At 70.4% G+C, this 14,739-nt stretch carries 12 protein-coding genes; 11 read left to right on the top strand and 1 reads right to left on the bottom strand.

Annotated features, from left to right (window positions below; translation table 11 throughout):
- The first annotated feature begins 416 nt into the window (after nt 1–416).
- From ccrA to OHA11_RS45535, 4 genes are all read left to right on the top strand, one after another.
- Nucleotides 417–1,772, top strand: coding sequence for a crotonyl-CoA carboxylase/reductase (gene ccrA / locus OHA11_RS45550; RefSeq protein WP_266508256.1), 1,356 nt, complete (start codon nt 417–419; stop codon nt 1,770–1,772).
- Complete coding sequence (locus OHA11_RS45545) at nt 1,769–3,487, top strand: 3-hydroxyacyl-CoA dehydrogenase family protein (protein ID WP_266508255.1); 1,719 nt, start codon at nt 1,769–1,771, stop codon at nt 3,485–3,487. Before ccrA ends, OHA11_RS45545 begins: the two co-directional genes overlap by 4 nt.
- Before the next feature lie 86 nt (nt 3,488–3,573).
- A complete protein-coding gene (gene ligA, locus OHA11_RS45540; protein ID WP_266508254.1) occupies nt 3,574–5,700 on the top strand; it encodes an NAD-dependent DNA ligase LigA in 2,127 nt (708 codons plus the stop codon).
- 42 nt (nt 5,701–5,742) lie between these two features.
- Nucleotides 5,743–6,225 (top strand): pyridoxamine 5'-phosphate oxidase family protein, encoded by a 483-nt coding sequence (locus tag OHA11_RS45535; RefSeq protein ID WP_266508253.1) that lies wholly within the window; start codon nt 5,743–5,745, stop codon nt 6,223–6,225.
- 15 nt (nt 6,226–6,240) lie between these two features.
- Here OHA11_RS45535 and OHA11_RS45530 read toward each other — a convergent pair whose 3' ends face one another.
- On the bottom strand, nt 6,241–7,131 hold the full coding sequence (locus OHA11_RS45530; RefSeq protein WP_323186795.1) for an endonuclease/exonuclease/phosphatase family protein: 891 nt from the start codon (nt 7,129–7,131) through the stop codon (nt 6,241–6,243).
- Between the two features lie 353 nt (nt 7,132–7,484).
- Here OHA11_RS45530 and OHA11_RS45525 point away from each other — a divergent pair, with 353 nt between their 5' ends.
- The 7 genes from OHA11_RS45525 to OHA11_RS45495 all read left to right on the top strand — a co-directional run bounded on the left by OHA11_RS45525 (nt 7,485) and on the right by OHA11_RS45495 (nt 14,730).
- On the top strand, nt 7,485–7,775 hold the full coding sequence (locus OHA11_RS45525) for a zinc-ribbon domain-containing protein (protein ID WP_266508251.1): 291 nt from the start codon (nt 7,485–7,487) through the stop codon (nt 7,773–7,775).
- Between the two features lie 208 nt (nt 7,776–7,983).
- Nucleotides 7,984–8,157 carry a hypothetical protein gene (locus OHA11_RS45520; protein WP_266508250.1) on the top strand — a complete coding sequence of 58 codons (174 nt, stop codon included), beginning with the start codon at nt 7,984–7,986 and terminating at the stop codon, nt 8,155–8,157.
- A gap of 146 nt (nt 8,158–8,303) precedes the next feature.
- Nucleotides 8,304–9,116, top strand: coding sequence for an SAM-dependent methyltransferase (locus OHA11_RS45515; protein ID WP_266508249.1), 813 nt, complete (start codon nt 8,304–8,306; stop codon nt 9,114–9,116).
- 195 nt (nt 9,117–9,311) lie between these two features.
- Nucleotides 9,312–9,677, top strand: a complete 366-nt coding sequence (locus tag OHA11_RS45510) for a cupin domain-containing protein (RefSeq protein ID WP_266508248.1) — start codon at nt 9,312–9,314, stop codon at nt 9,675–9,677.
- 96 nt (nt 9,678–9,773) lie between these two features.
- Entirely contained in the window at nt 9,774–12,203 is a 2,430-nt protein-coding gene (locus OHA11_RS45505) for a serine/threonine protein kinase (protein ID WP_266508247.1), read from the top strand.
- On the top strand, nt 12,200–13,414 hold the full coding sequence (locus OHA11_RS45500; protein ID WP_266508645.1) for a hypothetical protein: 1,215 nt from the start codon (nt 12,200–12,202) through the stop codon (nt 13,412–13,414). Before OHA11_RS45505 ends, OHA11_RS45500 begins: the two co-directional genes overlap by 4 nt.
- On the top strand, nt 13,411–14,730 hold the full coding sequence (locus OHA11_RS45495; RefSeq protein ID WP_266508246.1) for an extracellular solute-binding protein: 1,320 nt from the start codon (nt 13,411–13,413) through the stop codon (nt 14,728–14,730). Before OHA11_RS45500 ends, OHA11_RS45495 begins: the two co-directional genes overlap by 4 nt.
- Nucleotides 14,731–14,739 lie beyond the last annotated feature (9 nt).

The following is a 14,739-nucleotide window of genomic DNA, read 5'->3' as shown; positions in this document are numbered from 1 at the left end:
CGTATCACATCGTCCATATCGATTGCCACATGACGGTGGTCACATATCGGGTGCGAATGGGCGGCTCAGGGAAACCTTCCGGGCCGCAAAGAGCCTTGCCGGACTGGACGCACGCCTCGGCACCAAGCCCTGCGCCACACCTCGGAACCGGGCCTGCCGGACCAATGCTCCGGCGGTACCACCACTGGAGCGCCAATACCCGGATTCGCCATCAGGCGACGCATGTCTGCCCGAAGAGGGAAACGTTCCGGGCATCTTCTTGCCCGCCGAGTGGCCATTCGTGTACGCATGTTCGTGTAACCCGTTCCGCATATGCTTGTGCGCAGCCCGTCGAGTCGAATCGGACTCGCGGATCGGTCCTGCGGAATACCGGAAACCCGTGTGCGGTTCATTCATCACCCCTGGCAAGGAGTGAAGTGCGACACATAGTCGAAGCCATCGTTTCCGACGATGTCTCACCCGACGAGCTCGGCTCGTTGCCGGTTCCGGAAAGCTACCGCGGCGCTGTGGTTCTCGCCGCCGAATCAGACATGTTCGCAGGCATGGCCACAAGGGAAAAGAACCCCGCCAAGGCGCTGCACATCCAGCAGGTCCCCACGCCGGAGGTCGGGCCGGACGAGGTGCTGGTGGCCGTGATGGCCAGCAGCATCAACTACAACACGGTATGGACCGCACTCTTCGAACCGATGCCCACGTTCGGGTTCCTCCAGCGGTACGCCAAGACCGCGCCCGGCGCCGCCCAGCACGACCGGCCGTTCCACGTGGTGGGTTCGGATCTGTCGGGTGTGGTGCTGCGAACCGGGGACGCGGTGCGTACGGCCAAGCCCGGTGACCGGGTCGTCGCGCACTGCCTGAACGTCGACCTCACGGCGCCCGACGGGCATGCCGACTCCATGCTCGACCCGGAGCAGCGGATCTGGGGCTTCGAGACCAACTACGGCGGTCTCGGCGAGCTGGCACTCGTCAAGGCGAACCAGCTCATGCCCAAACCTCAGCACCTGACCTGGGAGGAAGCCGCCTGCTCCGGGCTGGTGCATTCGACGGCGTACCGGCAGTTGGTGTCCCGCAACGGCGCCGACATGAAGCAGGGCGACGTGGTACTGATCTGGGGCGCGGCCGGCGGCCTTGGGTCGTACGCCACGCAGTTGGTCCTCAACGGCGGCGGTATCCCGGTGTGTGTGGTGTCCAGCCCCCGCAAGGCGGAGCTGGTCCGGTCCATGGGCGCGGAGTTGGTGATCGACCGCTCGGAGGCGGGATTCCGGTTCTGGTCCGACGAGCACACCCAGAACCCGAAGGAATGGAAGCGATTCGGGGCTCAGGTGCGTGACCTGACCGGTGGCGCGGATCCCGACATCGTCTTCGAGCACCCGGGGCGGGAGACCTTCGGCGCCAGTGTCTACGTGGCACGGCGTGGGGGCACGATCGTGACCTGCGCGTCGACGTCGGGCTATGAGCACGTCTACGACAACAGGCACCTGTGGATGCGGCTCAAGAGCATCGTCGGTACCCACTTCGCCAACTACCGCGAGGCGTGGGAGGCCAATCGCCTGATCTCTCTGGGAATGGTGCACCCCACGCTGTCCACGGTGTACGAACTCGCCGACGTCGGCAAGGCGGTCGGCGAGGTGCACGCGAACCGGCACGACGGCAAGGTCGGCGTCCTGTGCCTGGCCCCCGCCGCCGATCTGGGCGTCGACGACGACGAAACGCGTGCGCGGCATCTGACACAGATCAACCGGTTCCGCGTCCGCGGCGGAGAGAAGGCACTGTGACCGAACGGACCATCACTGTCGGTGTCGTGGGGCTCGGGTCGCTCGGCCTGGCCTGCGCCGAGCTGCTCCACGAAGCCGGGATTCCGGTCATCGCCGTGGACCCCGATCCCGCGGCGCTCGCCCAAGGCAGCGCCCGGGCGCTGCCCGTGTCCGCCGAGTTCGCCGCCTTGTCCACCGCCGACCTCGTCATCGAGTCCGTGACCGAGGACAAGGAGATCAAGGGAGCGGTCCTGCGCGCGGTCGCCGCGGTCTGCGCCCCGGACACGGTGCTGGTCTCCACCACGGCGTCGCTGTCGCTGCCGTCCCTGGCGATCGCGTCCGGCAGACCGACCAGACTCCTTGGCCTGCGATTCCTGGTGCCCCCGGTCCCGGGCACCGGCTGCGAACCGGTGCCGACCACCATGTCGGACCAGGACGCCGTAGACACCCTCACGCTGCTGCTGGACCGCCTTCCGTTACAGGAGAAGACCTTCGGCCCGGCGCGGCAGTTCGCGCGGGAATTACTGCTCGGCTATCTCAACCGAGCGGTCACGCTGTACGAGACCGGCTACGCCACACCCGAAGACATCGACACCGCGATGCGGCTGGGCTGCGGCCTGCCCACCGGCCCCCTGGCGTTGCTCGACCGGCTCGGACTCGACGTCGTCGAGCGTGAACTGTCGGGCCTGTACGAGCGAAGCGGCCGGGCCGCACACGCACCGGCCCCGCTGCTGACCGCGCTGGTCGAGAGCGGTCGATCGGGGCGCAAGACCGGAACGGGCATCTACGACTACGAACCGTCCGGGGCGGTGATCCCTTCCCGGCGCACCGACCCCGCGGAAGAGACGGCACCGCGCGAGGTCCGCCGCATCGGTGTCGTCGGCTCGGGCACCATGGCACGGGGCATCGCGCAGATCACGGCACTCGGCGGCCTGGACACGATCCTGGTCGCCCGTACCCGGGAGAAGGCCGAGACCGCCATCGAGGCGATCGACTCGGCGATGGCTCGTGCGGTGCGGCGCGGCCAGATCCACCCCGATCAGCGGCAGGCGGCGCTCGCTCGGCTGCACCCGTCTTCCGTGTTCGAGGATCTCGCCGACCGCGACGTCGTACTGGAGGCCGTCGCCGAGGACGAGGACGTGAAGGCGCACGTCTTCGGTCTCCTGGACCGAACGTGCCGGCCGGGCGCGATCCTGACCACGACGACGTCCAGTCTGTCGGTCGGCAACTGCGCCGAGGCGACCGGCCGCCGTGGTGACGTCGTCGGTATGCACTTCTTCAATCCCGCGCCGGCCATGAGCCTGGTCGAGGTGTGCCGCACGGAGTTCACCACCAACGACGTACTGGCCACCGCGCACGCGCTGGCACGGTCGCTGGGCAAGACACCGGTCGACTGCACCGACCGCGCCGGCTTCATCGTGAACTACCTGCTCTTCCCCTACCTCAATGACGCCGTGCTCCTCGCCGAGAGCGGGGCGGCCTCCATCGAAGACCTCGACAAGGCGGTCGAGGGCGGGCTGGGCCACCCGCTGGGGCCCTTCGCGCTGATGGACGCGATCGGCCTGGACGTGGGCGAGGCGATCCAGCAGCGGCTGCACGACGTCAACCACGACCCCGACGTCAAGCCGACCGCGATGCTCACCGCACTGATCAGATACGGCAGGCTGGGCCGCAAGACCGGCGCCGGCTTCTACAACCACGTGGAGCGGGCCGGCCGGGCGACGACGAGCGGCTGAGCCCGCACGGCTCGCCCCGCCCCGCAGGCCGCATGCCGTACGCCGGCACAGAGGCGTTGTCAGTGGCGGCAGGCAAGATGACGGGCATGACTACACCAGCTGCAGTGATCGTGGATGCCGCCGCCTACGCGCAGGCTGTCGAGGACGCGGTGAAGGCTTCGGCCGCCTACTACACGGGCGGCACCTCGGTGCTGGACGACGACGCCTACGACCGGTTGGTGCGCGGTATCGCGGCCTGGGAGGCCGACCATCCCGACCAGGCGCTGCCCGACTCTCCGACCGGGAAGGTCGCCGGTGGCGCGGTCGAGGGGGATGTGCCGCACACGGTGTCGATGCTGAGCCTGGACAACGTGTTCTCGGCGGAGGATTTCACCGCTTGGACCGCGTCCCTGGCCCGGCGCATCGGCCACGAGGCGGAGCGGTTCAGTGTCGAGCCGAAGCTGGACGGTCTGGCGATCGCGGCCCGCTACACGCACGGGCGCCTGGAGCGGTTGATCACGCGCGGCGACGGGACGGCCGGAGAGGACGTGTCGCACGCGATCGGCACGATCGAGGGCCTGCCGCAGGAGCTGGCCGAGCCGGTGACCGTGGAGGTACGCGGCGAAATCCTGATGACCAGCGCCCAGTTCGAGCACGCCAACGAGGTACGGACCGAGCACGGCGGGCAGCCGTTCGCGAACCCGCGCGGTGCCTCGGCGGGCACTCTGCGGGCCAAGGAGCGTACGTACACGGTGCCGATGACGTTCTTCGGCTACGGCCTGCTGCCCCTCGCCGGCACCGAGGCGGAGCTCGCGGAGCGGCTGGGCGAGAGCGCGCACAGCGACCTCATGCTGCGGGCCGCCGACCTCGGGGTGAACACCACCGCCACCACCGCCGTGCCCGGCATCGTCGCGGAGACGGCCGAGCAGGTACTGGACCGGGTGCGGGAAATCGCCGCGCTGCGGGCCGAGTTGCCGTTCGGGATCGACGGGATCGTCATCAAGGCGGACCTGGCCGCCGACCAGCAGGCAGCCGGTTCCGGTTCGCGCGCCCCGCGCTGGGCCATCGCCTACAAACTGCCCGCCGTGGAGAAGATCACCCGGCTGCTGGAGGTGGAGTGGAATGTCGGCCGCACCGGCATCATCGCCCCGCGCGCGGTGCTGGAGCCGGTGGAGATCGACGGCGCCACCATCACGTACGCCACTCTGCACAATCCGGCTGACATCACCCGCCGTGACCTGCGCCTGGGCGACCATGTCATGGTCCACCGCGCCGGTGACGTCATCCCCCGTATCGAAGCCCCCGTCGGCCATCTGCGCACCGGAGCCGAACAGCCCATCGTCTTCCCCGACGTGTGCCCGCGCTGTGGCGCCGGCATCGACACCAGCGAGCAGCGCTGGCGGTGTGAGAACGGCCGCAACTGTCACCTGGTCGCCGCCCTCTCGTACGCCGCCGGCCGCGATCAGCTCGACATCGAGGGCCTCGGCCACACCCGCGTCGTCCAGTTCGTCGAGGCGGGCCTGGTCACGGATCTCGCCGATCTGTTCACCCTCACCCGGGACCAGTTGCTGGGCCTGGAGCGGATGGGCGAGACCAGCACCGACAACCTCCTCGCCGCGCTCGACACGGCGAAGGGAAGACCGCTGTCCCGGGTGCTGTGCGCGCTCGGTGTCCGCGGCACCGGCCGGTCCATGTCCCGCCGTATCGCCCGGTACTTCGCGACCATGGACCACATCCGCGCCGCCGACGCCGAAGCGATGCAGCGGGTCGAGGGCATCGGCACCGAGAAGGCCCCGTCCATCGTCGCCGAACTGGTCGAGCTCGCCCCGCTGATCGACAAACTCGCCGCGGTCGGGGTGAACATGACCGAACCCGGCGCCACCCCGCCCCAGCCGGCCGCCGACAGCGGCGAGGACAACGAGGACGGCGGCGAAGGGGCCGTCGACGACAAGGGCGAGGAGGGCGGCGCGAGCGAGGCAGCCGGGCCGCTCGCGGGGATGACGGTGGTCGTCACGGGCGCGATGACCGGGCCACTGGAGAAGCTCAGCCGCAACCAGATGAACGAACTCATCGAGCGTGCCGGCGGCCGCTCCTCCTCCAGCGTCTCCAAGAAGACCACTCTGGTCGTCGCCGGAGAGGGCGCCGGATCCAAGCGTGCCAAGGCCGACTCGCTCGGTGTCCGCCTGGCCACGCCCGACGAATTCGCCGCCCTCGTCACCGACTTCGTCGACTGATCCCGCTGACCCCGCTCTCAACCCACCACAGGAGCCCTTGAGATGACAGGCAACGCGTCACCGGCCCGGACCGCGCACGACATCATCGAAACGAACCGGTACATGGTGCTGGCCACGGCCGACCACGCGGGTACGCCGTGGAGTTCACCGGTGTACTTCGCTCACCGGGAATACCGCGAGTTCTTCTGGGTCTCGTCGCCGCTGGCCACCCACTCACGCAACATCGCGGTACGTCCCCAGGTGGGCATCGTGGTCTTCGACTCCACGGTGCCGATCAGCACCGGGCAGGCCGTGTACATGTCCGCCGTCGCCACCGCGGTGGACGCCGAGGACACGGAGGACGCGCTCGACGTGTTCTCCCGCCGATCGGTCACCCACGGCGGCCGGGTGTGGACAGCCGACGACGTCGAGGACGCTCAGGGCGTCTCCGGCCTGGTCCTCTACCGCGCGGTGGCCGAAGACCATTCGATGCTCGCCAAGGACGGGCAGCCGGATCATCGTGTCCCGGTCCGGCTCACTGACTGATCGATTGCGGCAGCTTCAGGGCTCGAACCTGATACCGGCGGCGATCGGAAGGTGGTCGCTGCCGGTGGCGGGCAGAGTCCGGATGTGAGTGACCGTCATCGAGCGGGTCATGACCTGGTCGATCCGGGACACCGGAAGGGCCCTGGGCCAGCTGAAGGCGAAGTCCCGTCCCACCGAGTCCATCTGTGAGGTGACCGGAGCCAGCCCGCGGTCGTCCACCGTGCTGTTGAGGTCGCCCAGCAGGATCACCCTGTTCTGTTTCTCGGCGGCGACGGCCTCGCCCAGCAGGTCGGCGCTTTCGTCCCGCCAACCGGAACTGAAGCCGTTCCAGCGGATGCGGACCGACGGCAGGTGAGCGACGTACACCGCGACATCACCCCGTGGCGTGCGTGCCGTGGACCGCAGCCCGCGGTTCCAGCCCTCGCCGATCCCCGCCGGTTTGATGTCCAGCGGCCGGATGTCCGACAGCGGATACCTCGACCAGAGTCCGACGGTTCCCTCGACCGCGTGGTGGGGGTAGTCCGCTGCCAGGGCGGACTCGTAGACCCGCAACGCGGGAGACGTCAGCTCCTCCAGAGCGATGACATCCGGTGCGGCCCCGATCAGCGCACGCGCGGTGCCCGCCGGGTCGTCGTTCTCGTCGCTGACGTTGTGCTGGACCGCCAGGATGTCGTGCGCGCCGCGGTCCTCCTCGGACAGCAGCGGTCCGCCGAAGAGGGTCCCCCAGACTGCCACGGGCACCAGCAGGGCCACCAGCGCGATGGCCGAGCGGCGCAGCAGCGCCAGAACGAGCAGCAACGGAACGGCCAGGCCGAGCCAGGGCAGAAACGTCTCCAGCAGGCTGCCGAGGCGGCCCACCGCATTGGGTACGGCGGAGTGGAAGACCAGCAGCCCGGCAGTGAGCACGGCGAGCGACGCGAGAACACGCCCGCGTGCCCAGGCAGACCGGCCTCGCGCGTCCCTGCCCCACTGCCATCGCCATCGCTGCCGGTCGACGAGACTCAGCCACCGGCGCGGCCCCGCAGCCTTCGACCCCGGCGCCACACGGCTGTTCGCCTGCTCCCCCACGTCCCACCCATCTGCTGCCGCGGCCCCGTCCTCGCGCCACATCCATGAGCACGACGTGCCCAGTACGACGCCCAGTCCGGTGATCAGGTTCCGCCGGACACATCGGCGTACAGGAGACTGTCCTGCGTGAGCGTGCCTCGTCGCTCGCCGGCGCTGTGTCGGCGGGCGCTGACCCGGGAGGAACCGACAGCATGATCGTCTTTGGTACCAAGGGATACCTGTACCAGCTCGCGATACTGACGCTGGTGTGCGGGCACTGCGGTAATCCCGCCGCACACACCCTCAGGAAGCGCGTCACGAAGTTCACGCTGTTCTTCGTGCCGCTCTTCCCGTTCTCGACGAAGTACACGACGCAGTGCACGTTTTGCGGTGCGGAGCAGAAGGTGACCAAGGAGCAGGCGGAGCAACTGCAGGTCCAGGGCGCCGGCGGACACGGCGGTCAGCAGTACGGGCAGCCGCAGCAGCAGCCGTACCAGTCCTGAGCGGGGCCGGGAAGGAACGAGCGCGAGGGACAGTTCTCTGCAGGGTTCCATCAAGGTCTACCCCGGCGGCAGGGACCAGTGCGCACGCCACCGCGCCGACCCCTGTCTCGGGCCGACACTGGAACAGCTCAGCCTCTCCCGCCTCCGTGCCGACCTCGAGGAACACTTCGCCGATCGCACCTGCATCCCGCACCCCGAGCTCCGGAAGGTGATCGGCGGGCTCTTCGCCCGGTACGGCCTCGACGGCTGGGAGGCACGCCACTTCCAGACGGCCGGCAAGGAACCGGAAGGCTCCTGCGCGGACATCGGCTTCATCGACGAACCGGAACGCGTCATCTGGCTCGGGGACCACAAGGACGGCGCCCCCATCAACTGGCCGTAGACCGCCCCATGCCCGTACGGATGAGCGAGCCGAATCCCGGGACTCCGTGATCAAGGAGCGGCACAATGGCGGGAATGGTCCGATGCCGCTCCGGCGGCCGCACACACCCAGGACGCCTGACGTGTTGTCCGGGGAAGGGAAAAGACATGAGTGAAGCCCAGACCCCGTCCAGCGGTTCGGCGAGGCTGAACACCGGGGTGGCGCACAACGCGCGGGTCTGGAACTACTGGATCGGCGGGAAGGACAACTACGAAGTCGACCAGGCGGTCGGTGACCAGGTCGCCGGTATGTTCCCGGTGATCCGGGACGTGGCCCGTGCCGACCGCGAGTTCCTCGGCCGCGCGGTCCGGCACCTGACCGGTGACCTCGGGACACGGCAGTTCCTGGACATCGGCACCGGGCTGCCGACGCTGGACAACACCCATGAGATCGCCCAGCGGATCGCCCCCGAGTCGCGGATCGTGTACGTCGACAACGACCCCATCGTGCTCGCCCACGCCCGGACGCTGCTGACCAGCACCCGGGAGGGAGCCACCGACTACATAGACGCCGACGTCCACGACCCGGACGCCATCGTCCAGCGCGCCGGGGCGACCCTCGACCTCGACCGGCCCGTCGCGGTCATGATGCTGGGCATCCTCAACTTCGTCCTCGACACCGGCGAGGCGCAGGACATCGTCCGCAAGGTCATGGCGGCGGTCCCTTCGGGCAGTTGGCTGGTCCTGACCCATCCCACCACCGACGCCGATCTCGGCGGCGAGGGCAACATCCCGGCCATGAAGTTCTGGAACGAGAACGCCACCCCGCCGATCACCGCCCGCAGCCGCGCGGAGATCACCACCTTCCTCGAAGGCCTGGACCTCCTCGACCCGGGCCTCGTCTCCTGCGCGAGATGGCGCGCCGGCTCCGGCAGCCCCGCCCTGGTCCCCCAGTTCGGCGCGGTGGCCGTGAAACCCTGACCAGCGCACTGCTCCATGCCCCCCTGCCCGACGTACTGCGGGCAGGGGGCAGGGGGCAGGGTACGTGTCCGGTGGCGAAGCCGGGCGAGCGGGCAGACGATGGAGGGGAGGTTCGGCCGCCGTCGGCCGTGGACGTCGCGGGCCGACGACCGGACGCCGACAGTGCTGGGCAAGCCCAGCCGGGAAGGAGCCGTCATGATCGAGGTCAAGGCGGTCGACAAGCCGGACGAGCGGCGCGATTTCCCTCGCGGTCACCTCGAAGCCGTCCATCTCACCGGGCTCGACTTCGCCGTGGCGACGTTCGAACCGGGCTGGCGCTGGTCCGAGTCCGTGGCACCGATCGCGGGCACCGACAGCTGCCAGGTGCATCACAACGGTTACGTCATCGAGGGCCGTATGCGGATCCGTATGGACGACGGCGCCGAGAGCGAGGTCGGTCCCGGCGACGTCTTCGTCGTCCCGCCCGGCCACGACGCCTGGGTCGTGGGAGACGAACCCGCCGTGGTGCACGACTTCGCCGGAGGCATGGCACAGGACTACGCGAAGGCCGGGGACAGCTGACCGGAGACCGTAGGTTTCCTCGTCCGGTGACTTCGACACATCATCTTCGCCTCGGCCCGCAGCCATTCAGGGCGCCCGCGTCTATTCTGAGGACGCATGGACGGGGCTGTGGGCAGAGACGGGGCTGCGGGCACAGGGGCGACCGGTGAACTGCCGGAATCCAGCGAGCCGTTCTTCATCGCGCCACAGCAACCGGTGATCCTGCGGGCCGCGCGCGTCGAGTTGCCCGAGGAGAGTCCCGACCCCGTCCTGCTGCCCTCGATCACGCTGCTGGAGCGCGCCGCTTCCCGTGGGAGTGACCCGGACGGACTTCCGCTGCCGCCACCGCACATGCTCGCGGGGCAGTACCGGATGATCCGCCCGCTCGGCTACGGCGGTATGGGCGAGGTGTATCTCGCGGTCGACACCAAGGTCGACAACCGCGAGGTGGCGATCAAGGTCCTGCGCGGCGAGCAGGCGGCGGACTCGGCGGGAGTCCTCGCGCAGGAACGGCGGGCGCTGGTCGACCTCACCCACGACGACATCATCCGCGTGTTCAACTACGGGCACAATCCCGAGGTCGGGGACTTCCTGGTCCTCCAGTACGTGGACGGGCTCACCCTGGAGGAGGTGCGTGCGCGGGCGCGGGTGAACCCGGATGAATTCGGCGGCGGCCGCTTCCACGAGTTCGTACTCGCCTACGGGGTACGGATCCTGGGCGCGCTCGGACATCTGCACGCCGACCGGCCCGGCAAGGTCTACGGCGACCTCAAACCGGACAACGTCATGCACGACGGCACGACCACGAAGATCATCGACGTGGGAAGTGTCCGCATGGCCGGCCTGCCCGGCCACACCACGGAGGGGTACCGCGCCCCGACCGTCGGCCCGAGCGGTCAGTCCACCGGCCAGGACGACCTGTTCAGCCTGGGCGAGACCCTGCGGCGGCTGAGCGGACTGGGCGGATCGCCGGACGATCTGGCGGAGCTCGGCCACCTGGACCTGATCAGCGGGCGCGGCACATCGAGCGGCGCATCGGCCGGCACACCCGGCGGCACACCGGGCAGCGAGCCCGAGACTCCGGAGGGCCGCCCGATGACGGCGCCCCCTCCCGTGGGGCTCGGCCTGGTGTCCCTCGCCCGTGTGCTGCACCGCGCGACCCGGAGCGAGCGGGCCGAGCGGTTCGCCACCGCGCGGGAGATGGAGCAGCAACTGCGCGGAGTCTTCCGGGAGTTACGGTCGCTGCGGACCGGACTCGAGACCTTCGAACCGTCGCCGCTCTTCCTCCAGTCGTCGTACGCGCTCGACGCGGCGCTCGGTTCCGCGCCACCCCTCGCCCGGTGGGCCGCGCCGGATGCCCCCGCCCCGTACGCGCCGCCGTCGCCCTCCGAAGCCGCGCAGCGGCTGCCCGTACCGCGGCCCGACCGGTACGACGACCACCACGCGCAGCTGAGCAGGCTGGCCGACGCCGCCCCTGAGGCGCTGCTCCAGCACACCGCGGACTGGCGCGACTCGCCGGAGGTGCATCTGCTGCGCTGCCGGCTGCGGCTGCGCGGTGCCGGGGGCGGGACCGAGGCCGCCGAGCGTGAACTGCGTTCCGCCGAGGCGCTGATCGGGGCCGAGCGCGCTGCCCACGACTGGCGGCTCGGCTGGCACCGCGGGCTGCTCACGCTCGGCCGGGATCAAGTGGCCGCCGCCCGGAGTCACTTCGACGAGGTGTTCGCGGCGATCCCCGGCGAGTACGCGCCGAAGCTGGCCCTCGGCTACTGCGCCGAGCGACTCGGCCGGTGGCAGGAGGCGCTGACGTTCTACGAGGCGGTGCGGCTGCGCAACCCGTCGCTGGGCAGTGCGGCGTTCGGCGCGGTACGGGCACGTCTGGCGCTGGGCGGTGAGCGGGCGTGGGACGACGCCGTGCGCGCCCTGGACGCGGTACCGCAGCATTCGCGGCACCGAACTGCCGCGCGTACGGCCGCCGTTCGCGTCGGCGTCGAGCATGTACGGACCGCCGAGCGCCCCGACGAGGTGACCGAGCGGCTCCGCGAGGTGCTGGAGCGGCTGGCCCGGCTCTTCCACGCACACGGGCTGACGGACGAACAGGCCCGGGTCCGTATGACGGCGGAGGTGTGGGAGACCGTGCAGGGCGCGCTCGCGCGGGGTGCCGTCGACTCGGCGGGCCTGGCCGCGCTGGCCGCGGGCGCCGACGAACGGCTCGGTCTCCCGTCCGACGGACCCGGTCTGCGCAAGGACCTCTCCCGCCTCTACCTCACCCTCGCCCACCAGGCCGCCCGTTCCGCCGCACCGGAGGACGCGGCCGTCGCCGAGACCCTGTTGGACCGTGCCTACGAGGTTCGCCCGCTCGCCTTCCGACACCACAGGGACAGCCCATGGCTCGGAAAGAGAGTCACCACCTGGCTCCGGACAATCGCCCGTACGCCGACACCGACACCCCCAGCAACAGCAACACCGACACCAACAGCACCGGCACCGGCACCGGCACCGGCACCGGCACCGGCACCGGGGAAGAACTCCCGCGGGGTCTGCGAGTGAAGGGAGCCGCGCGTCCGCGGCCCGCGGAGGGCGATGCCCCGCGGCCCGCACGCGTCCCGCGCGCCGCGCGGGCGGCACGTCTCGTCGCCGCCGAACTCGGCCGCCGGGTCTGGCTCTATGTGTGGCCGTCGGCGACAGGCCGACGCAACCGCGCGTACCTGCGGGAGCGGCTCGTGGCGCTGCCGCTGCTCGCCGTGGTGGCGTTCGGGGCGCTCGGGTGGGCGTACACGGATGTACGGGACGACTCGGCGTACGTGCGGGACCGGCTGGCGCCCGCGCTGGTCGGTCTCGCGAACGCCAAGGCCTCGCTGTTCATCGCGCAGGGCGAGGCCGAGGAGAACCTCGCCGAAGGGCGGACCGGCGAGCTGAGCGGGCTCAGCGAGCGGTACCGGACGAGGGTGGCGCGGGCGACACAGAGTCTGAACCAGGTCACGCGCAGCGGTGCGCTGACCGTGGCCGAGGAGCAGGAACTGCGCGTGGTGTCCGCGTTGGTGGTGGACTACACGGGCTGGATCGGCCGGGCGCAGGGGCATGCGGCGGACTCCGTTCTCCGGGACGCCGAGCTCACCTACGCGCGCAGCATGCTCTGTTCGACGCCGGTCGCCGCCGCGCACCGTCAGGACCGCTATCCGCCGTGCAGCCCCACGGTCGGCTCCGCCGCCACCTCCATCGTCGACCGGGTGTCCGGCCTTGAGCGGCAGCTGCGCGAACGCCTCGCGGACCGGGCCGCCTGGGGCGGGGCGGTGCTCGGCGCCGCCGTGGTCGCCGGGCTCGGCGTCGTGCTGCTCGCCGCCGGGCTCTGGCGCACGGTGTTCTTCCTGCGCCGCCGCTTCCGGATCCGGCTCAGTATCCCGCTGGCGGCCGCCGCCCTGCCGCTGCTCGCGGTACCGCTCCTGACGACCGACGCGCTGCTCGCGTGGCACGCGCAGAAGGAGGCCGTGCCCGTGGCGGACGCGCTCGCGCAACAGACCTCGCCGCAGACGGAGACGATCGCGGAGGAGCGCCCGTTCGACGGCCCTGATCCGCAGGCCATAGAGGTGCTGGAGGCGCGGATCGACGACGGGCTGTCCAGCGGGCGGCTCGCCTTTCTGGACGGGGCCGCGCCCTTCGTGTTCCCCGCGGGTCTGGTCAGCGCCGCCCTCGCCGGTGGTGTCCTGCACGCGTACCGCCGCGAGTACCTCGTGGTCGCCCGCCCGGGAGCCGTCTCATGAGCCGTGTCCTCTCGTATCTCATGAGCCGTGGCAACAGCCGTGCCATGTCTGGCGTCAGCTGTGGCCTGCGTACCCTCCTCGCGGTCTGTCTGCTCACCCTCGTCCCCGGCTGTACGTCGGACACACCCGACCCGCTCGTGGTGCTGGGCCCGTGGACCGGCAAGGAGGGCAAGGCCTTCGAAGCGGCCCTGAACCGGCTCGACGACGGGACCGGCAGGACGTACACGTACGAGGGCACCCGCTCCCTGCGCGAGACGCTCGTCTCGCAGCTGGAGGCGGACGCCCCACCGGACGTGGCGATCCTCAACAGCATCGGCGAACTCACCGAGTACGCGCGCCGCGACAAGCTGAGGCCCCTCGTCGAGGAGGCCGCCGAGCGCGCGTACGCGCCGTGGGCACCGACGCTCCTCGTGGACAACAAGCGCCGCACGTACTGGGTGCCGCTGAAGGTCGACCTGAAGAGCCTGGTGTGGAGCAAGGAGGGCACGTCCAGCGACGATCCGTCCTGGTGCGTCGGGCTCGCCTCGCAGGCCACCTCGGGCTGGCCAGGCACCGACTGGATCGAGGACATCCTGCTCCACCAGGCGGGCCCGGACGTCTACGAGGAGTGGGCCACCAGCCGGCTCAGCTGGCTCGATCCGACCGTGCGACGGGCCTGGACGACCTGGGCGGGGCTGCTCGGTGATCGCTCACCGGAGTCGATCGAGCGATCCCTGACCACGTCGTACGAGGGCACGCCCGGGCCCGACGAACCCCTCGGGCTGCTGGCCTCCCCCGGCTTCACATGCACGCACGAGCACCAGAGTGCCTTCATCCGGTACGTGTACGCGGGCGACGACGTCCGGGTGGAGCCGTCGGCGCGGTTCCTGGGCGGGTCGGCCAAATACCGCGACGCGTACGAGGTCGCGGGCGACATGGCCGCCGTCTTCAGCGACGACCCGGCGGCCCAGGAACTGGTGGAGCGGCTGTCGAGTCCGGCCGGGCGGGAGCGCTGGCAGGCGGAGGCGGACCCGGCGGTGCGCCCGCTGTTCCCGAACACCACCGGCCTGCCGCCCACGGAGCCCGCGAACCCGATCGAGCAGGAGATCGACGGCCTGCTCAACTCGCGCGCCCGTACCCTCTGCTTCGACGCCTCGGACGTGATGCCGCCCGAGCTCCGGGACGCGTTCCACCGCGCGGTCCTGGAGTTCTTCCGGGACCCCGCGGAGAAGCATCTCGCCTCGCTGTTGCGGCAGTTGGAGACCGTGCGCGCCCAGGTGGACGAGGAGTCGGCGGACGACCGCTCGTTCCGGCCGCCCGAGGACATCTGCGCGTGACGCGACGGA

This window comes from Streptomyces sp. NBC_00878 (assembly GCF_026341515.1).
GTDB lineage: Bacteria > Actinomycetota > Actinomycetes > Streptomycetales > Streptomycetaceae > Streptomyces.
This window is presented reverse-complemented; position numbering and strand designations above follow the sequence as displayed.